This window comes from Novosphingobium taihuense (assembly GCF_007830315.1).
GTDB lineage: Bacteria > Pseudomonadota > Alphaproteobacteria > Sphingomonadales > Sphingomonadaceae > Novosphingobium > Novosphingobium taihuense.
Window position 1 is genome coordinate 760,343 of sequence record NZ_VLKJ01000001.1, and the last position, 19,763, is coordinate 780,105.

The window sequence follows — 19,763 nt, forward strand, 5'->3', positions numbered from 1 at the left end:
CGGAACTCGCAAAGACAGAAAAAGGGGCACGTCCCATAGGAACATGCCCCCTTTTTCCGAGACGCAGACGTCGCACCGGGACTGTTTAGCGCGCCGTTATCGTCCAGCGGAAGAGGTGCGTGCGACCGGAGAGGGGGGCGGCAGCACGAATCTCTTCCGAGAGACGCAAGCCTTGCGCCTCCATGACTCCTCTTAGCGCGGTCCAGTCACTCCAGCGTGTGAGCCCCGTCACGGCACGCAAGTCTTTGATCGCACGCGCGGCCTCTTCAGTGCCGTGAGCTAGATCAAACCGCATGTGTGCCGATTGCGAGGCCGCAAAGGCAACGGATTCAGGGATGCGACTGTCGAACACGACGACCGGTGCAGACCTCGCCATGGCCGCCATCGCAGGTGTCGCGGCAACGGCTCCGGCAAGTGCACTACCCTTGAGAATGGAACGGCGGGAAACGCGCATCAGCCCGCCTTCCCGAGATACCTGGCCACCGCATCGAGTTCGGCATCGGTCAGGTCGACCTTGGTCTGCTGCGGCATGGCGCCCTTGCCCATGCGGACCACGGTCTTGACGTAGTCGGCGGTCAGATCGGTGCGGTTGGCGAGCAGACCCTTGTCGGGCGTGTTGCCAGCCATGACCTGCTGCTTGGTCAGGAGGTTGGTGCCCATGCCGCCAGTCAGATGGCAGTAGCCGCAGTGAACCTCGAACAGCACCTTGCCATCGCCGCCGGGCTTGAGCCGGTCGCCGGCAGGTACAACGGGGCGCATCTGGTAGGGTGGCGGCGGGCCGGGTGGCGGTCCCGGAGGAGCGGCGAAGACTGCGGTCGCGACAAGGCCGATTGCGGCAACCAGGGCAAGCGATGCGCGGCTCATGCCTTATTGCTCCTGCCGCGAGCCTCAGCATAGGCAGCAGGCCAGATGCCCTGCTTGCCCGGAGCAATGATGCCATTGGGATCGAGCGCGTTCTTCACCTTCTCGCCAAAGCGACGCAGCGCATGGTTGTTGAAATCGAACGTTTCCATGACCGGATCCATCCAGCCAAGGTGGGTGCGGTACTCAGCGTAGCCGGCCTTTGCCGTCTCGACGATCAGCGCATCGAAAAGCTTTCGCATCTTCGCGACTTCGGCCGCGTTGTCGCGGTCATACATCAGCATGTTGACGTTGTTGGCAAAGCGCCCGCCGATGGTGAAGCTGGCATAGAAATCGACGTCGAAGTCGGCGATGATCTTGCGGCTACGAGCCATCTGGTCGAGCACATGCTTTCCGGTAGCCGGGACCACGGGCGAGAAGCCCATGTGCGCGCCGCGTCCGCCGATCCAGTCCGACATCTGCAGCGGCACGGCCGAGGGAATGCCCATCGTGGTGTCGACGCCATGGATATAGTCGCCGGGATGCCACCAATGTTCTTCCGGAGCGGCAGCCAGATTGCGCTTCATCGCCGCCTTGACCACTTCGGCCTTCGCCTTGACCACGCTCTCCTCGCCATAAAGCCTGAGCGCAACCTGCCAGTAGCCCAGCTTGTGCTCCCTCAGCAGTTCCTCGACGCGCCATTCGGGGATTGCCGAGGGCTTGTCCCAGAAGTCCTGCCGCTGCCCTTTCAGCACCATCTTGCCGAGCCACGAAGGGATGAACACGTTCTGGTCGATCAGGCCGGATATCTTGAGCGGTGCGATCGTATCGACGACCCACCCGATATCCTCGACCTTGGGAATATCCCACACGATCTCGAGCGAACTTTCCGGGGCGGGCTGCAGCCAGATGCCCGCCTTGGTCACCACGCCGAGGTTGGATTGCGTGAAAGCCAGGTCGAACGTCGGCCCGTAGCTCATCGGAAAGAGGTGCCAGGCCGGGTTGTTGCTCATCGCCCCCATGCCTGTGCGGACAAGATCGCCATCGGGCAGCACAGCCTCGATCCCGCAGAGGTTGCGGGCGTGGAGGCCGTAGGAGGTATAGCCGATCCCGTGCTCGAGCGCGTTGCCCAGCACCGAGCCCCAGGCGTTGCCGGGGACCGACATCCACAGCGGCGCCTTTTGGCGCTGGATATGTTCGTAAAGATCGAAGAAGCCGACGCCCGGTTCGACCACGCAATAGGCCAGCTTGCTATCGAGTTCGAGCACCTTGTTCATGCGGCCAAGGTCGAGCACGACAGTGCCGGGCAGGCGCGGTGCTGCCGTGCCATAGCCAAGGTTCTTGCCGCGCGCGACCGGCCAGAGCGGCGTCTTGTGCTCGTTGGCAAGGCGCACGATCGCGCGCACTTCCTCGACCGAAGCAGGGGCGACAGCGGCCGACGCGGGCCATTCCTCGGTGCTGCCTGGAGCATAAGTGTCGGAATAGGCGTCACGGTCGGCGTCGGAATCCATGACCCATTCCCTGCCGACTACGCCGGCGAAGGCGGTCATCGCCGTCTGGAACTGTTTGGGACTGACGCGCGGAGGCAGGTGCAGCTTCAAGGCGTGGTCTCTCCCGTCCTGTTTATTCTAACAATTGTTATTGTTTGCAGCACTTACGATTTTTCGTCAAGGGTCACGTCAGCGCATAGTACTTCACGTAATTCCCATCCGGCCTGCGCTCGCCCACGCCGATAAAGACGTGCCGGGTCAGCCAGTCGTGCTTGCCCTTGCTGGTCTCAAACGTCGGCTGGGCACGGAGGTAGTATTCGGCGTGGGGCACAGGCTCGCCCCCGGCGAAGGCCCATGCGCGCAGGCGGTCCATCGTGCCGGGCTCGCGCCCCCACAGGAAGCCCTTGTTCTGCATGTAGATCAGCGTGCCGTCATCAACCTCGAGGACATAGCGCGCATCGAACACGGCGGTATCATCGGGCCGGAAGAAGGCGTAGTCGCCACCCGAATTGGGGACGGCCTTGCCTTTGAGACGCGGCCCCTCAAACTCGCCCTCGTCAACATAGACCGCGCTGCGCATGCCGCCGGACGGCAAATCTGGCACCATTTGCACGCGAGTGAAGCGCAGGCGGCAGGCAAAGGCAAATTCGAGGCGAGGATTGTCGAGCGTGGAGAAGTCCATGAGAGTCGCCTCAATAGTTCGAAAGAATGGTCAGACTCGGCCCGTCGAGCGGCTTGCCGGACTTCTGCTTGGCCAGTTCGTCAGCGCGGGTCTTGCCTTGCAGGTCGATCAGGTAGGCATGGATCGCATCGGCATCGCCGGGGGAGAGGATGTCGTCCCAGCGCGGCATGCCGTTGGGTGTCAGCAGGCCTTCGAGCACGATCTGGCGGAATGCCTCATGCGTGCCGGGCTGCATCCGCCGCAAGTCCGGCGTGATCGAGCGCGGCTGGTTGGCGTGACAGATGGCGCAGTTGCCGAAGAACAGGCCCTGCCCCTTGGCGATCGTCGCTGCCGTGACGCCCGGAGCCTGCGCAGGAGCCTCCGGTGCCACTTCGAGCGGCGGCAGCAGATCGGGCATCGGCACCTTGCCGCCGCCCAGCTTGAACACCAGCAACCGGTTCATGTTGCCGCGCGTGTAGGCGGCCGAATAGCGCGGTACAAACGGATAGCCGCCCCCACCCCACCCGGCCATGACTGCGATATACTGTACGCCGCCTACCTCGTAGGTCATCGGCGCGGCCATGATCGGGGTGCCGGTGTCGATCTCCTTGAGCAGCCTGCCGGTCTTCGTCTCGCGAACGAAGAGCTTGCCGGTGACGCCGCCGTAGACGGTGAGGCTCGAGGCCGTGGTCAGCACACCGCCGCGATCCTGCCAACCAGCGGTGTCGGCAGACCAGACGGTCTTGCCCGTCAGCGGGTCAATCGCGCGGATCTGCGCGGTGGCAGGCTGCTTCAGTGCCTCCTGATAGGCAGGCAGCTTGCGCACGGCATCACCGAACTCTGGCGGGAACCCAGCCAGCGCCTCCTTGACGTCGGGGGTGAAGATCAGCGCAGCATCATTGTTCAGCCCGCGCGCTTTCAGCGGCTTGGCCCCCGGCGTCATGAAGATCAGGTTGCCCATGTCGAGCACCGCGCCGATGTAGAGTCCGGTCGCGGGATCATAACTGGCGGGATGCCAGTTGCGCGCACCGGTGGTGGCCGGAAACACGATCTTGGGGCCGGTGGTATAGTCCGCCGCTTCCGGATCGAGGATCGGACGGCCGGTCCTGGGGTCGATCCCCTTGGCCCAGTTGGTGCGGACGATGGGATTGGCGCGCAGCAGCTTTCCGTCACGCCTGTCGAGAATATAGAGGTAGCCGTTTTTCGGCGCGTGGAGCACGACTGGGCGGATCTCACCATCGACGTCCATGCGCGTGAAGATCATCGGCTGCGTGGCGGTGAAGTCCCAGTTATCACCGGGCGTTTCCTGATAGTGCCACTTCATCCACCCGGTCTTCGGATCAAGCGCGACGAGGCTGGCGAGATAGAGGTTGTCGCCGCCTGTGGGTGAGCGCTTAGACGTGGCGTAAGGCCCGCCGTTTCCGGTGCCGACGAGGACCAGCCCGGTCTCGGGGTCGTAGTTGATCGCATCCCACGGGGAGCCGCCGCCGCCGATGTCCCACCGGCTGTTCGGATCCCAGGTCTTGAGCGCGGCTTCGAGCTCAGGCGATTCCTGCGGGCCCAGCTTCGGATCGCGCGGCACCACATGCCAGCGCCAGCGCAGCTTGCCGGTATCGAGATCGAGCGCGGTGACATAGCCGCGCACATCGTATTCCGCGCCGCCCATGCCGATGACCACGACATCGCCAGCGACTTCGGGGGCGCCGGTCGAGTTGTCGCCACGCTTGCGGTTCTCGATGAAGTCGCTCTTCCACTCGACCGCGCCGGTCCGCGCATCGAGCGCGTACATCCATCCGTCGAGACTGGCGACGAAGACCTTGCCTCGCGCCACCGCAACGCCGCGATTGACCATATCGCAGCAGACCGTGCGATTGACCTGCATGTCGACCTCGGGCTCGAACCGCCAGAGCTGCTTGCCGGTGGCAGCATCGAAGGCATAGGCGCGTCCTGCGGTGCCGGACGTATAGAGCACGCCGTCAACCACGACCGGCGTCGCCTCCTGCCCGCGGAATGTGTCGAGTTCCGCAGCCCAGGCGAGGCCGAGATGGCTGACATTTTCGGCGTTGATCGCAGTCAGCCGCGAATGGTGGGTCTTGCCGGAATCACCGCCGGGGCTGCGCCAGTCGCGGCCTGCACCTTCGGTCAATGCCGTCGCGCCGCCGAGCAAGCAGGCCGCAAGACCGAGAAAAAGACTGGCAAGGAGCTGCCGCATCATAGCGCATCCCAAGGGGATGGCATGCGGTAAGGCACGGTGATGAAGTTCGCCTCGATCTGTTCGATCATGCCATGGTCGATCTTGAACAGTTCGGAGATGTAGAAGCTGTGCGGGCGCAAGACGGGGCTCTTCACGGTGCGTCCGTCGGTCAGCTGATACTCACGCAACCGGCCCGAATGGTCGATGAACCCGAAGGCCAGCACCAGTCCACGCTCCTCATCCACCAAGGGGAAGCGACGCGCGCGCAGGTCGTCGTCATAACGGTAGTTGCCCATGCGAAACTGCTCTTCGCAACCGAGGGCAGAGACTGGCACGATCTTGGCGAATTCAGGGTTGCGCGTGGTCTGGACGCCGTTTTCCACGCGGTTGCAATCGGGGTGGAACTTCGTGTGAATCGTGCCGTCATTGCGCTGCAGGGTGTCGAAGTAGCCGTTCGACAGGCGCACCATCTCCTCGCGCGCGACCGGGGCCTCAGGCTCGCGGTGGAGGATCGGCTTGTCCCAGTATCGGCAGTTCTCGAACTTGATGCCGCTGTCGGACTGACGGACGATAAGCATTTCGCACTCGGCAATCTGGCCAGCTTCATTGACGGCTAGGCGCAATGTGAAAGCCGATTCCTCGATAGGTTCGATGACCGTACCGAAATAGCCAACCTGACCCGTCTTCACGTCGGCAAAGCGGAGCTGGTAATCGCCAAGCCGGTCGATCGTGCCCCAGACCCCATCGCCGATCTCCAGCATCACGTTGTTCTCGCTGTGATGCGCACCGGGCGCCCAGTCGAGCGCGTGTGGATCGCGCGCGTCCAGGGCGGCAAGGAACCGGTCAAGGACGGCATAAAGCTCGGCGCGGGTCATCGATTCTCCCAAGGTGCAATTGAGGCTTTGACGGCCTTCTCATGCCAAGGCATACTCTACCAAATGTTATAAATAAAGGGGAGAGACGCATGGCCCGGACAGAGGCGGAACAGGCCAACCATGACCTCGTTCTGGAGATGTACCACAAGGTCCTGATCGCGATGGATAGCAGCGCCGTGGACCGTTACATTGCGCCGGGGTATGTGCAGCATTCCTCGCTGGCCGAACCGACCGTGGAGGCGCTGAAGGGCTTTCTCGATCGCGTCCGCACCGAATCGCCCGATGCCACGCAGACCATTCACCGCAGCTTCGTCGATGGCGATCATGTCATCACGCATACCCATGTCGTGCGCTGGCCGGACGATCCGGGCCTTGCCGTGGTTGACATCTTCCGCGTGGAGGATGGCCTGATCGTCGAGCACTGGGACGTGATACAGGACGTTCCGGCCCAGCCGGTAAACCCCAACAGCATGTTTTGAAGGGAGAGAAACGTTGCGCCTTCTTGCCACAGCTATCGCTCTAGCGCTGACTCCTACTGCCGCGCAGGCAGAAGAATGCAAGCTGACCCCAAAGCAGGTCGTCAGCAATTTCATGGATGAGTTCTACATCCAGAAAAAGGTCCGCTCTTCATTCGAACGCTGGGTCGATCCCGGCTATATCCAGCATAACCCCTATGCCGCTACCGGACGCGAGGCGGCAATCGGCTTCCTCGAGAAATTCGTCGAGCAGAACCCCGGACAGCGCACGACGATCCACCGCATCATTGGCGATAGCAATCTGGTGGCAGTTCACAGCCACGGCTGGATGGAAAATGGCGATGCCGCAGCCAAGCGCGGGTTCGCGGTGGTCGACATCTTTCGCGTCGAGGGCTGCCGGGTAATGGAGCATTGGGACGTGCTTTCACCCGTGCCGGAGACTGCGGCCAACACCAACACCATGTTCTGAGATGAAGCGGTTCGACAACAAGTGCGTGGCGATCCTTGGTGGCAACGCCGGGATCGGCCTTGCCGCCGCGCGGATGTTCGCGGCCGAGGGAGCGAAGCTTGCCATCACTGGCCGCAATTCCGAGAAGTTGCGGGCTGTGGCCGAGGAATTGGACGCATTGTGCATCCGCTCGGACATCAGCGACCTTGCGCAAACCGAGGCGGCACTGAGTCAGATCGAGGACACGCTGGGCGGAATCGACGTGCTGTTCGTCAACGCGGGCGTCGGCGGTTTTGCCATGGTGCCCGATGTTACGCCCGAATTCTGGGATCAGATCCACAGCGTAAACCTGCGCGGCGCCTTCTTCGCGATCCAGAAGGCCCTGCCGCTGATGGGCGATGGCGGTTCGATCGTCATCACCGGCTCGATCGGATCGACCGCAGCCGTTCCGGGCAACGTTGCCTACGCCGCAGCGAAGGCGGGCCTCAGGGCCATGGCGCGTATCGTCGGCAAGGAGCTTCTCCCGCGCCGCATCCGCGTCAACATGGTCAGTCCTGGCCCGACCGATACGGAAATCTTCAAGCGCGATGCCTCACCCGAGGAGATCCAGGGCATGCGCGACATGCTCTCCTCGGTCGTCCCGATCGGACGCATGGGGACGTCTGAGGAAGTGGCCCGCACAGTGTTGTTTCTCGCCAGCGCGGAGGCAAGCTTCATCAATGGTGTGGACTTGTGCGTCGATGGCGGTTGCATCGAACTGGGCTGAGGCCCGGGCTGATTACTGCGTCGGCCCTGCCTGCGCCGCACCGGCAAGCGTGCTGCCGCTGCGATCGGGCAAGGTCCAGATGATCAGGTTCACAACCATGATCCCGGCCAGTGTCAGCATCAGCACCGGCCGCTTGCGCTCGCCCCGACGGAGCAGGAACACCCCCCCGCCGACGAGGGCGATGGCGGCAAGCATCATCAGGGATAGCGCAGCGTCGAGCATTCAGCGCCGTTAGCGGCTGAACAGACCCTTGGCCATACCGGCAAGATCGTCGAGCGGATTGCCGTCACCATCCTTGTCAAGGAAGGCCGACACCTTGCTCAGCGCATCGGGGTTCTGCCCTAGCGCTGAAGCAAAGCTCGCGAGCGAGCCCTCGCCACCAATGTGACTGACGATTTCCTGCAGCTTCGACGCATCAATGCCTGAGTTGGCGGCGGCCGTCTCGATCGTGTCACCCTTCGACTGGTGCCCGGCGGCAAGGGCAGCGATGGCGTTTTCGGCCATGTCCGGATCGATGCCGACCTTTGCCGCAAGGTTCTTCACATCGACATTGCCAGCCACCTGGCCAAGGATCGAATCAAACAGGCTCATTGCACTTCCTCTCGATAGAGATTGCCAGAGTAACAGGTGGGGTTCAGACTTCCAGCGCGTGGATTTCCGCCCGCCGCCGCTCACCGTCGCGCCGGACAAGCAGTGCCGAATATTCGGGCACCTCGATCCATGTGGCAAAATCGCGAGTGAGCGGTTCGGATGCCACGATCACGCTGTCGGCATCGATTGCTCCGCCCGTCAACTTCCACTCGCCCTCGTGAAGGCCATAGTCGCGCCCGCAGGTGTACCACATCGACAGATATTCGGAGCTGCCCTGCAGCGCGCCAGCGTCGAAGTGACCGAAATCGAAAGTGAAGCGTACGGCGGCAAGGTTGGTGCCATCGCAGAACATCAGGTTAGTCGAACTTGACCGGGTAATGCCATGCCGCGCCCGCGCCTCACGCAGAACGCTCAGGGCATGGCGGATCGCTGCAAGGATCGCGTCCGGCTCGTTGATCTCGCCCGGCTCAGGCAGCGCCGATACGACAAGCGCATATATCCATTCGCTGTCGGTCGATCCCTGGATCTGCTTGGCAAACTCGGGCCGGATGTGCGGCGCAAGATCGAAGCGCATGTCGCGGAAACCCGCCAGATCGCCGTTATGCGCCATGGAAAGCGGCACGCCATCGAAGCGGAAGGGGTGGCAGTTCTGTTCGTTGATCTGAACGGTCGAGTTGTAAGGCACGCCGCGAATGTGGGCGAGCAACGCGGATGACCGCAATTTGCCCGCCAACGCCTTGAGATTGCGGTCGAACAGCGCGACTTGCGTGGTGCGATAGCGGAAGGGCACGTTGGGCGCGTGGCTCGTCTCGTCCCACGCGGCCATGCCGAACCCTGCAAGGTTCAGCATCTGCAGCATCTGCGCGCCGATGGTCTGGTTGAGCAGCGAGGAATCGGGCGCATAGAGCAGGTCGTCGAGCGGGACCGGCGTGCCAAGGTAGCTCAGGATGCGGCACATTAGCCGAGTTCCCCGGCATGGTTGAACCGCGCGAGGGAAAGCGAGCGGCCAAGGTGGCGATTGGCCTTGCGCTGGTCCTGCACCAGCTGTCGCCCGAAAGCCGTGTGAAGCAGGGGCAGCCAGGACGGCATTTCGTTTTCGAGCGCGGACAATGTTTCGGCCGGGAGATGCACAAGCTTGGCATCCTCCACCGCCGTTACCAGCAAGGGCTGCGGTCCGCCATCACTGTGGCCGGTCAGCCCAACGAAGCAGCCGGGGCCGAAAACGAACACCTGCTCGGCCATGGCACCGCGCGGGACCGCTGCCCTGACCGCACCCCGCAGGACGAGATGAAGCCCCTCCTGCCCCTCACCCGGCCCGACCAGCGTGCTGCCGCGTGGCGCGTCGAGCAGGGTGCCATGGGTGGCAATCGCCTCGAAGCCGCGCAACCGGGCGAGCCCATTGGCCAGATCGGATGCTCCTGCCTTCGCCGCCACGGGCGCCGGGCCTGCGTGCAGCTGGCGCAGGGCATGGGGATCGAAATGCCCCTCCGCAACGATCCGCTGAAGCGTTGCTCGGGTCCGCGATGCGACAAGACGGCGAAGGGCGACGCCCAACCTGACCGCCCAGGCCGAACCATCATGCAGGAGCGCGCGGAAACGGCGGCCGGAAATGGCAAGGCCATGCGTATCCTCGATCGCGCGTACTCTGGCAGACCGAGGTCCGTCATCGAGCAAAGCGAACTCGCCCACGACTTCGCCGGGGCGGATGGCGGAAATAACCGCGTTGTCATCACCGGGAATGCGCGCGGCAATCTCGAGCAGGCCACTGTCGACGAGATAGAGCGTGTCGGCATGATCGCCCTGACGGAACAGCACGTCTCCCGCAGCGACGGCAAAAGGCGCGGCATTGCCGAGCAGGGCCTTCCATTCATCGCGTTCGAAGCCGGCCAGTTGCGCCGGTACCTGCGCCTGCTCTCCCATGAAGCCAGATTGCGCCTGCTCCCGTTTTTGGTCAATCGGCTTCAGCAAGAGCCTTGAGCTGATCGGCGCAGGCCCCCCAGCCGGCTTCGAACCCCATTTCGGCGTGATTTTTCATGGCCTCTTCGGTCCAGTGGCGGGCACTGGCGGTGTAGCGCGTTCCCTCGCCCTCGGGTTCGATCTGCCATATCCCGATCATGAACGGGCCTGCGGGTTGAAAATCCACCGTCACGGCATCAGTCGACACGAAGCGACGGCCTTCCTCCCAACTGAGGAATATGCCTTCCTGCGGCATCTCCTCTCCCTCGGGGCCATGCATGACCATGGCCGAACGGCCACCGGCGCGGCGTTCCTGGGCGATCATCGTGATGTACCAGGGCTTGGGGCACCACCATTCCTCCTGCCGGTTGGCAAGTACGTCCCAGACCTTCTCAGGGCTCGCGGCGATATAACGGCTGATCGAGAGTTCGTGCATGGTTCAGTCCTTTCATCTTCAATCGCGGTCGGGCGCGCCAAGTGGGAAATAGTGCCGGAACCGCCGCGCATCCTCCACGCAGCGCGACACCGGCGGCAGCGCGAGGAGATGGGCGCGCCACTGGCGCAGCCGGGCACAATCCTCGGGAATCCGCGTGACCCAATCGGCGTAGAACAGGGCAGGCACGGCAGCGCATTCAATCAGGCTGACCGTGTCCGGCCTAGTATAGTCTGCAAGCCAACCGTCGATCCAGCGATAGGCCCGGGTCACCCGCTCTTCAACGCGAGACCGCACCTCGTCCGACACCTGCCCGTGGCGTATCGCATCGTCCACGCTCTCCTGCATCGCGTTCATCACGTAATTGTCGAACACCCGGTCCATCATGCGCGTGGTGATCGCTTCGTCCGGGTCGGCAGGAATCAGCGGTGCCGGCCCCGGATGGTGGAGCGCGAGATACTCGATGATCGAAGTCGCCTCGAACACCTCACGCGATCCATCCACCAGCAGCGGAAACTTGCCCATCGGGCTCGCCTCCTGGACACGGGCATAGGCAGCAGCCTGATTGGGGTTCTCGCCATCGAGACTGTGGAACACGAATGGCGTCCCGTTCGCATAAAGCGCGATCAGCGCCTTCCAAGTGTAGGACGAAAACGGATGCCCATATAGTTCAAGCATCAGGCATCCCCTCTTGCGGCAGCTTCGATCGCTGCATGGTCGATCTTTCGCATCGTCATCATCGCGGTGAACACGCGGGCACGAACTGCTGCGTCGGGATCGGTCATGCCCTCGGAAAGTGCGCGCGGGGTGATCTGCCAGCTGAGCCCCCACCTGTCCTTGCACCAGCCGCAAGCGCTTTCCGCGCCGCCATTGCCGACGATGGCATTCCAGTAGCGGTCGGTCTCCTCCTGCGTGTCGGTCGCCACCTGGAACGAGAACGCCTCGCTGTGCGGGAACAACGGCCCACCGTTGAGGCCGATGCACGGAATGCCAAGAACGGTGAAGTCGACCGTGAGCACCGTGCCCGCCGAACCGCCGGGAAAGTCGGTCGGCGCGCGATGCACCGCGTTCACGTGGCTGTCGGGGAAAGTCTGCGCGTAGAACGTCGCCGCCTCTTCGGCATCGCCGTTGTACCACAGGCAAAGGGTAACCGGCGCGGCAGTCATGACTGCATCTCCGCGATCAGCCTCATGTCGATAGCCTTGGCTTCGCTATAAGCCGGGCGCGCTCGCACTCGCTCGAGATAGGCGGTGAACTCTGGCCGTTCCGGCAATGACTTGAAGCCCACGCCCCAATCGACATGGCTGCCGACATAGACGTCGGCCATGGTAAAACGGTCGCCACAGACATAGGCGTTCTGCGAAAGGTGACCGGCCAGTGCCTCGACGGTTCGCTCGTAACTGCCGAACCCTGCCATGCCTTGCTGGCGCGAATCCTTGGGTTCAAAGCCCAGACTGCGGGCGGTCACGGCCTGCTCCACGGGTCCTGCCGCAAAGAACGTCCAGCGCAGATAGGCCGCACGTTCCTGGTCCTGCGGCCCCAGCCCGGATTCGGGAAAGACCTCGGCAAGATAGAGGCAGATCGCCGCGCATTCGGTGACCACATGATCGCCATCGTCCGCGTGGTGGACGATCGTGGGCACCTTGCCCATCGGGTTGGCGGCAAGGAAGCCCTCCGGCTTGGCCTGCCAGTCGACCAGCACGGTCTCGTAGCTGGCGCCCACTTCGTGCAGCGCCCAGCGCGCAATCTGGCCGCGCGACATGGGGTTCGTGTAGAAGGTGAACCTGCTCATTTTCATTCTCCCTTCGGGCCGACCACGCCAAATTGCGCACCCTGCGGGTCCTGCGCGATAACGACCCAGTCGCCGCCCGGCACCTGATGCGGTTCGGCAAGGATCTTGCCGCCAGAATTGGCAATGGCAGCGCGAGCCTGCGTGACCGAAGCGACTCCGAAATAGACCTGCCAGCCGGGCCCTCGCGCTTCTCCGAACAAAGGCATGATGCCGCCGAGCGCCTGACCTTCGAAGTCGATGAAGGCGTATTCGCCCAGTTCGCCCATCGGCATCGCATTGTTGAACTCAAAGCCGAAGTGCCGCGCGTAGAAAGCCTTGGCACCCGCCGGATCGGGCGTTGCCAGATCATGCCAGCGCACATGCTGTACGCCATCGGCCTTGAAGGCATCGCTCTGTGCATCGGGCCGATCCGCCGGTGGGCGTGGCTGCATGACGTAAAATAGCGCACCTTGCGGGTCGGTCATCATCGCGAAGCTGCCCTCGGCGATATCCGTCCGCGGCATCAGCGCGCGGCCCCCATCGGCCTCGATGGCAGCCAGTCCCGTGTCGATATCGGGAACGGCAAGGTACGGTACCCACGCGGGGCGCGCACCACCTTGACGCATGGCTTCGGTCAACTGCAGCACCCCGCCATTGGCGCCGCCATCGCTGCGCAGGATCATACGGTAATCCATCGGAGATTGCGGATCGGGCGCAGACAGCTTCCAACCGATGACTTTGCCATAGAAGTCTGCCGCGCCATCGGCATCGCTGGTCATCAGGTCGTACCAGCAGAAGGGGACGGGCCGGCTCACAGATTTGCACCAAGCGAGAGGAAGGTGCTGAATCCGCCCACGATCATCCGGGCACCATCGAAGGGCATGTCCATCGGCTCGGCCATGTCGGCCATGATCTGGTTCATGGAGGCATGCGCCGCATCTCGGCTTTCCTTGTCTGGCCATTCAGCCCAGGAGAAGACGATGATCTCCTCGGCGGTTGCCTCGGTGGCACGATAGAAATCGGTGCGCTTGCCGTGCTTGACGTCGTCACCCCATGCTTCGACCACGCGCAGGGCGCCATGTTCGACCATGACCGCGTCGAACTTGCGGGCAACTTCCTCGTATCTTTCCCGGTTGGCAGCAGGCACCGCCAGCACAAATCCGTCGATATAGGTCATGGCCTTTACTCCTCTTCGGTTTCTCTCCCGAACAACATCGCGAAATACCGTCTCAGGTGCGCAAGCTGATCTCGCGCCAGATCGGCGGCGGTTTCCTCTGGCTGGGTCTTCGCCAGCACGAAGGCACCCTGAATCACTGCCTGGACATGGCGCGAAAGACTGGCGCCTGTCGTGCCAGTAACGCCGCACTGTGCCACTGCCGCGTCAAGATCGGCCTCCAGCGCCCGGGCGTTGCCCATGATGCTGGACTGCGCAGCGACGCGAATGGCGGCGCTTGACCGGAAGGCTTCCTGCACCAGCGTTCCGGCGACGCAGGAAAAGGCTTCCGGCGGCCCACCGATCAAGGCGATGCGCAGATCAATATAGCCGAGCACGCGATCGACCGGATCGGCAAGAGCGTGAAACGGGGCTTCGGCAAAGAAGCCGCCGGTGCTTGCAGACCAGTAGTCGGCTGCGGCGACGCCAAGCGCTTCCTTCGAAGCAAAATGGTGGAAGAACGCGCCTTTGGTGACACCTGCTTCCGCGCAAAGCTGATCAACGGAAGTGGCCGCAAACCCGTTAGCGCGGATAAGCTTTACCGCAGCTTCGAGCAGCTTGTCCTTCGCGGTCAGTGCCGGAGGACGGAAGGGTCGATTCGGTATCACTCAAGCGAACATACCGACTGGTTGGTATGTCGCAATGGGTAAAGCGATAAAGCGTTTCCGGAAGGGCGCCGCCGCCCTCCCGGCCTGCCAATTACATGGACATGATCCGCTGCGCGATGGGTTCCTCCTGCGCCGCAACCGCCGCCCATGCCGGACGCGCGGCAACGCGTGCGTACCAGGCTGCCGTCTTCGGCCGGACCGCAGCGTCAACGCCATGACCGACGTAGGCGAGCGTCCGGAAGGTCGAGGCTACGGCGATGTCGCCCAGACTGAAGGTCTCGCCCAGCAGCCAGCCCTCGTCAGGTACTGCTGTTTCAAGCCAATCCACCCAGCGCGGCAGTTCCGCTTCTCCCTGCAGCGCCACAACCTCGTCACCGCCGACCTTCAACAGCTTGGGGCCAACCAACCTGTTGAACAGGATCTTGAGGCCCGAGGCTCCCAGCACGGTATCGGCAAACTCGTCCCAGAACACCGCCTTGCCCTTCAGCCTCGGGTCATCCGGGATCAGGCGAGGATCAGGATACTGCGCGTCGATATAGGTTGCGATGGCCGTCGAATCAGCAAGCTGGAAGCCATCGTCATCGATGGCCGGAATCTTGCCCAGCGGGCTGCAGGCGAGAAAGTCCGGATCGCTGCTGCCGGGGCCTCCGCGTGCCAGATCGAATGAAATGCCCTTTTCCGTAAGGACAACCGCCACCTTGCGCACGAAAGGCGAAAGCATCGCGCCATAGAGCTTCATCGAAATTCTCCCATTCTATCGGACAGGTTCCGTGAAACCATATTGCAGCACCGCGCCCGCGCGTATAGGCGAAGCAGCGATGAGCGAACTTCCGAACAGCCACGCGACGACGCTGCTCGCCGCGCCCGATACCGAAATCGATGTCCGTGAGACCTTCGGCATCGACATCGACATGAAGGTTCCTGCGTTCAGCCGCGCTGATGAGCGCGTGCCTGATCGCGACGACACCTACGTGTTCGATCCGGACACCACGCTGGCGATCCTTGCGGGCTTTGCCTACAACCGCCGCGTGATGGTCCAGGGCTATCACGGCACCGGCAAGTCGACCCACATCGAACAGGTTGCCGCGCGCCTCAACTGGCCGTGCATCCGCATCAACCTCGATGCCCACATCAGCCGTATCGATCTGGTTGGCCGTGATGCGATCGTACTGCGCGATGGCCTGCAGGTCACCGAGTTCCGCGAGGGCCTGCTGCCCTGGGCGCTGCAGACTCCGACTGCACTGGTCTTCGACGAATACGATGCCGGCCGCCCTGACGTGATGTTCGTGATCCAGCGCGTGCTGGAAACCGAAGGCAAGCTGACGCTGCTCGACCAGAACCGCGTGATCCGGCCGAACCCCTATTTCCGCCTGTTTGCTACGGCGAACACGGTGGGCCTTGGCGATACTTCAGGTCTCTATCACGGTACGCAGGCGATCAACCAGGGCCAGATGGATCGCTGGAACCTCGTCGTCGCGCTGAACTATCTGGGCGAAGCGACCGAAGTCGAGATCGTCACCAAGAAGGTGCCGACGCTTGCCCCTAAGATCGTGACCGACATGGTCCGCGTGGCCAACCTGACCCGTCAGGGCTTCATCAACGGCGACATCTCGACCGTGATGAGTCCGCGTACGGTGATCAGCTGGGCGCAGAACAGCCAGATCTTCAACGATGTCGGCTTCTCGTTCCGCCTCTCGTTCCTCAACAAGTGCGACGAGACCGAACGCGTGCTGGTGGCGGAATACTATCAGCGGGTGTTCGGCAAGGATCTTCCTGAAAGCGTCGCCCACCGGGGCTGACCGTTTCTGGCTGGAGCATCGGCGGGTCTCAGGCTCGCCGCGCTTCCTGTCGCCCGGAAGGGCGGTCTTCCGGCTCTTTCTTCCGCGGTTCAGCCAGTACCGGCCTGAACTGCGAGGTTGCTTCGATCTTGCGAGCGCCGGAGCGCTCAATTGGCAGCATGTCCGCCGGGACCGCCTTGCTGATCAGGTAACCTTGCACCTGCTCACATCCCAATGTGCGCAGGCTTGCGAGTTGCTCTTCGGATTCCACGCCCTCTGCGATGGTCTGCATGTTCAGCTTGTTGGCAAGATCCAGCACGGCCTCGATGATCGCACTGCTCTCGCTGCCGGCACTGATTTCTGTGATGAAGCAGCGGTCGATCTTGATCTTGTCGAACGGGAAGCTGCGCAGGTAATTGAGCGAGGAATAGCCCGTTCCGAAATCGTCGAGCGCAATGCGGACGCCCAGTGCATGGAGCCGTTCAAGCTGCCTGAGATGCTCGTCGCACTCCTGCATCAGCATGGTTTCGGTGATTTCCAGTTCCAGACGATGTGCGTCGAACCCGCTGGCTGAAAGCGCGGAGATGACCTGTTTGAGCAGTGTGAAGTCTGTCATCTGCGCAGGCGAGACGTTCACTGCAACAGTCATGTCCTCCGGCCATGTCGCAGCTTCCGACAATGCCTCGCGTAGAACCCATTCCCCCAAGGTCACAATGAGCCCGGTCTGTTCGGCAATCGGAATGAACACATCCGGCGGAATCAATCCGCGCTCGGGATGCCGCCAACGCAACAAAGCCTCGAACCCTGCAATCCGGTCTGTCGCCAACTCATGCAGTGGTTGGTAGTGCAGTTCGAATTCGCCATTGGCGAGAGCGCTGCGCAAGTCGAGTTCGATCCTGCCGCGCTCCTGCTTTAGCTCTTCCATGGCAGGGTCGTAGATAATTGCCGAACCGCGACCGCGCGATTTCGCCTCGTATAGCGCAAGGTCTGCACTGCGCAGGAGGATCTCGGAAGTCTCGCCATGATCGGGCGCGATCGCAATCCCCACACTTGCGCCGATGCGAACGGTCCGACGCTCGATCTCCATCGGCTGGCTTATCACCTCGACAATCTGCGCCCCAATCTGCCGCAGATCGGCAGGCGTAGCGAAGTCTTCGACTACGCAGGCAAACTCGTCTCCGCCAAGGCGAGCGACAAAGCCACCTTCGCCCAGCGAGGAACGTATCCGCCACGCCGCTTCCACCAGCACGCTGTCGCCGAATTGATGGCCAAGCGTGTCATTGACCGCCTTGAAGTGATCTAGATCGACGTAAAGGACTGCAAACGGCGCGGCAGCGCTCGACCGGTCAAGCGTCGCCTCAAGCCGACTCTGGAAATTGTGGCGATTGGGGAGCACGGTGAGACTGTCATGGTCCGCAAGGAAGCGGACCTGACTCTCGGCCGCGTGGCGGTCCGTTACGTCGCGAACGAATATCCTGAATCCGGTGTGCTCCAGACCCTCAAACACCGCATTTCCGGTCAACGACCACCACTGCAGCTCGCCGTCGATGACCAGCGGCACTACCATGTCACGGAATGGCTTCAGGCTTCGAGCGGCCTTGCGCACGGCTTCCGTCTCGGAGCCTTCGATAAAGATGGTGACGAACTTGAGACCTTCGATTTCGTTCGCCGGTCGGCCCAATGCGGTACAGAATCGTTCAGAGGGCGAAACCACCCGGCCATGCGGGTCAGTTTCCAGCATCCAGTCGCTGGCATGGGTTTCATACTCGCTGAGCAGGGTCTGGATGGTCTGGTTCGCGTGTTTCAACCTGCGCGTTCGGAGTATGCGAGTGGCAAACATGTAATGCAGGTTGAACAGCATGACGTGAAGCGCGAGCAACTGTAGCGCGATGACCGGAAGCACAAGTTCCGCTTGCATGTCTGACCGAAGCAGCAGCGCCAAAGCCGCAAGTCCCAACGAGATGCTTTGCGAGATGATCCCGGCAACGGGCATGGTGAATTGCAGCAGCAGTTCCAGCTGTGCCAACACGAGGACGTAGATGATCATCGCCGCGATGCGCTCTGGCGGCACGACAAAGATGCAGGCAGCGGTAAAGGCAGACAGGAATATGGCACGCAGCCAGATGCCTTTTGCCCAGATGTCCACCATCTCCGGGGGTGAATAGCGGCCGCAGGATTCCTTGCGCCGGAGCTCGGTCAGTCCAACGCGCATCTGTGCAAGCAGCAGCACCGCGCAGACATAGAAATGCCAGGTCAGCCCCGGCGCACAGATAGCCAGCATCAGGCCCATGCGCAGGGCTTCGAAAAGGTTGCCGCTTAGCGAATTGATGTATTCAAGCTTGCGCCGGGCAAACCAGTCCTCCTCGCCCGGCTCCAGGTCATAGCGCAGCAGATGCAGCAACGAGCCGGGCTGCCTCAGCAGCCACTGCCTCAGCCCTTCAGGTGCCAGCCTCGCGCGAATCCCATCCATGAATGCCGGATAGGGCTCGAGTCGTTCAAGATTGTCCCAGCGCGGACTATGTAAACTTACGAGTGTAAGTCCCCGCTGCTCTCAGGGTGTGATCAGGTACTTCTCACCCGTACGTCGCGCGTTGTAGTCCAGCGCCGCCTCGCGGGTCAGCGCCTGGTCCAGCGTGACGCGCGCCTTGTAGTTGCTGGCAAAGGTGGTGGTCAGTTCCGCCATCACCCGGCGGCGCATCTTTTCGACGGCTTCGGCACCAAGCTTGCCCATCCAAGGCGTGAGCAGCCAGCCCGAAACGTCCCAGCTGAAGCCGAAGTTGCGCGTCAGAACCGTCGGCGAGAGATCGAGTGCGCCATAGATGAAGGCGTGCTTGGGGCTGTTCGAGCCATACCGGCTGTAGGCCGCGCCCGAATTGGCAACCTGTTCCATCACCGTCATGATCTGGCTGACGAGCTTCCCGCCGCCGATGGCGTCGAAAGCCATGGTCGCCTTCGTCGCGCCGATAGCCGTGGCGAGGTCTTCGAGGAACGAGTCCTTCGAACTGTCGACGACATGCTCCGCGCCGATCCCCTTGAGAATCGCCACCTGCGCCTCGTTGCGCACGATGTTGACCAGCGGAATGCCATCGGCCTGGCAGATTTTCACCAGCATCTGCCCAAGGTTCGATGCCGCCGCCGTGTGCACCAGTGCACTGTGCCCAAGATGGCGCATTGTTTCGGTAAAGCTCAGCGCCGTTAGCGGATTTACGAAAGCCGAAGCGCCCTGCTCTGCCGTCACGCCTTCGGGCAGCTCCAGGCACATGGCTGCGTCTGCCACGGCTAGCGTCGCATACATGCCGCCAGGAAAGCAGGTGACGCGCTTGCCGAGCAGGACCTGAGCCTCGGGGGCGTCTCCTGCCGCTACCACCTTGCCTGCGCCTTCGTTGCCCACCGGCATCGCTGCCCCATGACGTGCCACCATCGCGCGCACGGCAGGCTCGGGCATCCGCGCCACGATCTTGCCGGGCGAGAACTCCGCGTTGGCAACGTCGGCGGGGCCAAACAGCAGGCCGAGGTCGGACGGGTTGATCGGTGTCGCTTCGACCCGGATCACCACCTGACGACCTTCAGGCTTGGGCAGGGTGTAGTCTTCAAGGGCGACGGTCAAGGTCCCGTCCGGATCGAGCTGCGAGACGATGCGCTGGCCTTGAAGGTCGGTCATTT

General features: G+C 62.6%; 24 protein-coding genes. 4 read left to right on the forward strand and 20 right to left on the reverse strand.

Translation table 11 applies throughout. The features are described from left to right. Window positions 1-85 precede the first annotated feature (85 nt). The 6 genes from IQ25_RS03615 to IQ25_RS03640 all read right to left on the reverse strand — a co-directional run bounded on the left by IQ25_RS03615 (window position 86) and on the right by IQ25_RS03640 (window position 6,060). Complete coding sequence (locus tag IQ25_RS03615; protein WP_144902318.1) at window positions 86-454, reverse strand: twin-arginine translocation signal domain-containing protein; 369 nt, start codon at window positions 452-454, stop codon at window positions 86-88. Then, complete coding sequence (locus tag IQ25_RS03620; RefSeq protein ID WP_144902321.1) at window positions 454-864, reverse strand: c-type cytochrome; 411 nt, start codon at window positions 862-864, stop codon at window positions 454-456. Before IQ25_RS03620 ends, IQ25_RS03615 begins: the two co-directional genes overlap by 1 nt. Then, entirely contained in the window at window positions 861-2,441 is a 1,581-nt protein-coding gene (locus IQ25_RS03625; RefSeq protein WP_144902324.1) for an FAD-binding oxidoreductase, read from the reverse strand. The genes IQ25_RS03620 and IQ25_RS03625 overlap by 4 nt, the downstream gene beginning before the upstream one ends. A gap of 73 nt (window positions 2,442-2,514) precedes the next feature. Beyond that, a complete protein-coding gene (locus tag IQ25_RS03630) occupies window positions 2,515-3,012 on the reverse strand; it encodes a DUF3237 domain-containing protein (RefSeq protein WP_144902326.1) in 498 nt (165 codons plus the stop codon). A 10-nt stretch (window positions 3,013-3,022) separates the two neighbouring features. Next, window positions 3,023-5,203, reverse strand: coding sequence for a PQQ-dependent dehydrogenase, methanol/ethanol family (locus IQ25_RS03635; protein ID WP_144903160.1), 2,181 nt, complete (start codon window positions 5,201-5,203; stop codon window positions 3,023-3,025). Continuing rightward, window positions 5,203-6,060 (reverse strand): hypothetical protein, encoded by an 858-nt coding sequence (locus IQ25_RS03640; protein ID WP_144902329.1) that lies wholly within the window; start codon window positions 6,058-6,060, stop codon window positions 5,203-5,205. Before IQ25_RS03640 ends, IQ25_RS03635 begins: the two co-directional genes overlap by 1 nt. 89 nt (window positions 6,061-6,149) lie before the next feature. On the opposite strand from IQ25_RS03640, the gene IQ25_RS03645 reads away from it, so the two are divergent. Genes IQ25_RS03645 through IQ25_RS03655 form a run of 3 tightly spaced genes read left to right on the forward strand, consistent with a single transcriptional unit; the run spans window position 6,150 to window position 7,750 of the window. After that, window positions 6,150-6,539: a nuclear transport factor 2 family protein gene (locus IQ25_RS03645; protein ID WP_144902331.1), complete on the forward strand. Its 390-nt coding sequence runs from the start codon at window positions 6,150-6,152 to the stop codon at window positions 6,537-6,539. A 13-nt stretch (window positions 6,540-6,552) separates the two neighbouring features. Further along, the gene (locus IQ25_RS03650; protein ID WP_220094510.1) at window positions 6,553-7,005 is read left to right on the forward strand and encodes a nuclear transport factor 2 family protein; all 453 of its coding nucleotides are present in this window, start codon (window positions 6,553-6,555) and stop codon (window positions 7,003-7,005) included. Between the two features lies 1 nt (window position 7,006). Beyond that, on the forward strand, window positions 7,007-7,750 hold the full coding sequence (locus IQ25_RS03655; protein WP_144902334.1) for an SDR family NAD(P)-dependent oxidoreductase: 744 nt from the start codon (window positions 7,007-7,009) through the stop codon (window positions 7,748-7,750). Between the two features lie 12 nt (window positions 7,751-7,762). On the opposite strand, the gene IQ25_RS03660 is transcribed toward IQ25_RS03655, so the two are convergent. The 12 genes from IQ25_RS03660 to IQ25_RS03715 all read right to left on the reverse strand — a co-directional run bounded on the left by IQ25_RS03660 (window position 7,763) and on the right by IQ25_RS03715 (window position 15,061). After that, on the reverse strand, window positions 7,763-7,972 hold the full coding sequence (locus tag IQ25_RS03660) for a hypothetical protein (RefSeq protein WP_144902337.1): 210 nt from the start codon (window positions 7,970-7,972) through the stop codon (window positions 7,763-7,765). A gap of 9 nt (window positions 7,973-7,981) precedes the next feature. Continuing rightward, on the reverse strand, window positions 7,982-8,341 hold the full coding sequence (locus IQ25_RS03665) for a hypothetical protein (RefSeq protein ID WP_144902339.1): 360 nt from the start codon (window positions 8,339-8,341) through the stop codon (window positions 7,982-7,984). A gap of 43 nt (window positions 8,342-8,384) precedes the next feature. Beyond that, a complete protein-coding gene (locus IQ25_RS03670; protein ID WP_144902342.1) occupies window positions 8,385-9,299 on the reverse strand; it encodes a class II glutamine amidotransferase in 915 nt (304 codons plus the stop codon). Beyond that, window positions 9,299-10,261 (reverse strand): Crp/Fnr family transcriptional regulator, encoded by a 963-nt coding sequence (locus IQ25_RS03675; RefSeq protein ID WP_144902343.1) that lies wholly within the window; start codon window positions 10,259-10,261, stop codon window positions 9,299-9,301. Before IQ25_RS03675 ends, IQ25_RS03670 begins: the two co-directional genes overlap by 1 nt. Before the next feature lie 31 nt (window positions 10,262-10,292). Then, on the reverse strand, window positions 10,293-10,733 hold the full coding sequence (locus IQ25_RS03680; protein ID WP_144902346.1) for an SRPBCC family protein: 441 nt from the start codon (window positions 10,731-10,733) through the stop codon (window positions 10,293-10,295). Window positions 10,734-10,751: 18 nt separating this feature from the next. After that, window positions 10,752-11,408, reverse strand: coding sequence for a glutathione S-transferase family protein (locus tag IQ25_RS03685; RefSeq protein ID WP_338112175.1), 657 nt, complete (start codon window positions 11,406-11,408; stop codon window positions 10,752-10,754). Beyond that, window positions 11,408-11,896 carry a VOC family protein gene (locus IQ25_RS03690; RefSeq protein ID WP_144902349.1) on the reverse strand — a complete coding sequence of 163 codons (489 nt, stop codon included), beginning with the start codon at window positions 11,894-11,896 and terminating at the stop codon, window positions 11,408-11,410. The genes IQ25_RS03685 and IQ25_RS03690 overlap by 1 nt, the downstream gene beginning before the upstream one ends. Continuing rightward, window positions 11,893-12,522, reverse strand: coding sequence for a glutathione S-transferase family protein (locus tag IQ25_RS03695; RefSeq protein WP_144902352.1), 630 nt, complete (start codon window positions 12,520-12,522; stop codon window positions 11,893-11,895). Before IQ25_RS03695 ends, IQ25_RS03690 begins: the two co-directional genes overlap by 4 nt. 2 nt (window positions 12,523-12,524) lie before the next feature. After that, on the reverse strand, window positions 12,525-13,316 hold the full coding sequence (locus IQ25_RS03700) for a VOC family protein (protein WP_258536937.1): 792 nt from the start codon (window positions 13,314-13,316) through the stop codon (window positions 12,525-12,527). Then, a complete protein-coding gene (locus IQ25_RS03705) occupies window positions 13,313-13,678 on the reverse strand; it encodes a DUF1428 domain-containing protein (RefSeq protein WP_144902355.1) in 366 nt (121 codons plus the stop codon). The genes IQ25_RS03700 and IQ25_RS03705 overlap by 4 nt, the downstream gene beginning before the upstream one ends. A 5-nt stretch (window positions 13,679-13,683) precedes the next feature. Continuing rightward, window positions 13,684-14,322: a TetR/AcrR family transcriptional regulator gene (locus tag IQ25_RS03710; RefSeq protein WP_220094511.1), complete on the reverse strand. Its 639-nt coding sequence runs from the start codon at window positions 14,320-14,322 to the stop codon at window positions 13,684-13,686. Window positions 14,323-14,413: 91 nt separating this feature from the next. Further along, window positions 14,414-15,061 carry a glutathione S-transferase family protein gene (locus IQ25_RS03715; protein ID WP_144902358.1) on the reverse strand — a complete coding sequence of 216 codons (648 nt, stop codon included), beginning with the start codon at window positions 15,059-15,061 and terminating at the stop codon, window positions 14,414-14,416. 79 nt (window positions 15,062-15,140) lie between these two features. On the opposite strand from IQ25_RS03715, the gene cobS reads away from it, so the two are divergent. Then, a complete protein-coding gene (cobS, locus tag IQ25_RS03720) occupies window positions 15,141-16,121 on the forward strand; it encodes a cobaltochelatase subunit CobS (RefSeq protein WP_144902361.1) in 981 nt (326 codons plus the stop codon). Between the two features lie 28 nt (window positions 16,122-16,149). Here cobS and IQ25_RS03725 read toward each other — a convergent pair whose 3' ends face one another. Both IQ25_RS03725 and IQ25_RS03730 read right to left on the reverse strand, forming a co-directional pair. After that, window positions 16,150-18,570 carry a putative bifunctional diguanylate cyclase/phosphodiesterase gene (locus IQ25_RS03725; RefSeq protein ID WP_144902364.1) on the reverse strand — a complete coding sequence of 807 codons (2,421 nt, stop codon included), beginning with the start codon at window positions 18,568-18,570 and terminating at the stop codon, window positions 16,150-16,152. A gap of 81 nt (window positions 18,571-18,651) precedes the next feature. Continuing rightward, entirely contained in the window at window positions 18,652-19,761 is a 1,110-nt protein-coding gene (locus IQ25_RS03730; protein WP_144902367.1) for a zinc-binding dehydrogenase, read from the reverse strand. Window positions 19,762-19,763: the final 2 nt, after the last annotated feature.

Coding starts and splice junctions, on each gene's coding strand:
- cobS (WP_144902361.1), top strand. CDS start 15,141: ATGAGCGAACTTCCGAACAGCCACGCGACGACGCTGCTCGCCGCGCCC.
- IQ25_RS03730 (WP_144902367.1), bottom strand. CDS start 19,761: ATGACCGACCTTCAAGGCCAGCGCATCGTCTCGCAGCTCGATCCGGAC.
- IQ25_RS03620 (WP_144902321.1), bottom strand. CDS start 864: ATGAGCCGCGCATCGCTTGCCCTGGTTGCCGCAATCGGCCTTGTCGCG.
- IQ25_RS03640 (WP_144902329.1), bottom strand. CDS start 6,060: ATGACCCGCGCCGAGCTTTATGCCGTCCTTGACCGGTTCCTTGCCGCC.
- IQ25_RS03645 (WP_144902331.1), top strand. CDS start 6,150: ATGGCCCGGACAGAGGCGGAACAGGCCAACCATGACCTCGTTCTGGAG.
- IQ25_RS03715 (WP_144902358.1), bottom strand. CDS start 15,061: ATGAAGCTCTATGGCGCGATGCTTTCGCCTTTCGTGCGCAAGGTGGCG.
- IQ25_RS03615 (WP_144902318.1), bottom strand. CDS start 454: ATGCGCGTTTCCCGCCGTTCCATTCTCAAGGGTAGTGCACTTGCCGGA.
- IQ25_RS03665 (WP_144902339.1), bottom strand. CDS start 8,341: ATGAGCCTGTTTGATTCGATCCTTGGCCAGGTGGCTGGCAATGTCGAT.
- IQ25_RS03685 (WP_338112175.1), bottom strand. CDS start 11,408: ATGCTTGAACTATATGGGCATCCGTTTTCGTCCTACACTTGGAAGGCG.
- IQ25_RS03670 (WP_144902342.1), bottom strand. CDS start 9,299: ATGTGCCGCATCCTGAGCTACCTTGGCACGCCGGTCCCGCTCGACGAC.
- IQ25_RS03725 (WP_144902364.1), bottom strand. CDS start 18,570: ATGGATGGGATTCGCGCGAGGCTGGCACCTGAAGGGCTGAGGCAGTGG.
- IQ25_RS03705 (WP_144902355.1), bottom strand. CDS start 13,678: ATGACCTATATCGACGGATTTGTGCTGGCGGTGCCTGCTGCCAACCGG.
- IQ25_RS03630 (WP_144902326.1), bottom strand. CDS start 3,012: ATGGACTTCTCCACGCTCGACAATCCTCGCCTCGAATTTGCCTTTGCC.
- IQ25_RS03690 (WP_144902349.1), bottom strand. CDS start 11,896: ATGACTGCCGCGCCGGTTACCCTTTGCCTGTGGTACAACGGCGATGCC.
- IQ25_RS03660 (WP_144902337.1), bottom strand. CDS start 7,972: ATGCTCGACGCTGCGCTATCCCTGATGATGCTTGCCGCCATCGCCCTC.
- IQ25_RS03635 (WP_144903160.1), bottom strand. CDS start 5,203: ATGCGGCAGCTCCTTGCCAGTCTTTTTCTCGGTCTTGCGGCCTGCTTG.
- IQ25_RS03695 (WP_144902352.1), bottom strand. CDS start 12,522: ATGAGCAGGTTCACCTTCTACACGAACCCCATGTCGCGCGGCCAGATT.
- IQ25_RS03655 (WP_144902334.1), top strand. CDS start 7,007: ATGAAGCGGTTCGACAACAAGTGCGTGGCGATCCTTGGTGGCAACGCC.
- IQ25_RS03680 (WP_144902346.1), bottom strand. CDS start 10,733: ATGCACGAACTCTCGATCAGCCGTTATATCGCCGCGAGCCCTGAGAAG.
- IQ25_RS03675 (WP_144902343.1), bottom strand. CDS start 10,261: ATGGGAGAGCAGGCGCAGGTACCGGCGCAACTGGCCGGCTTCGAACGC.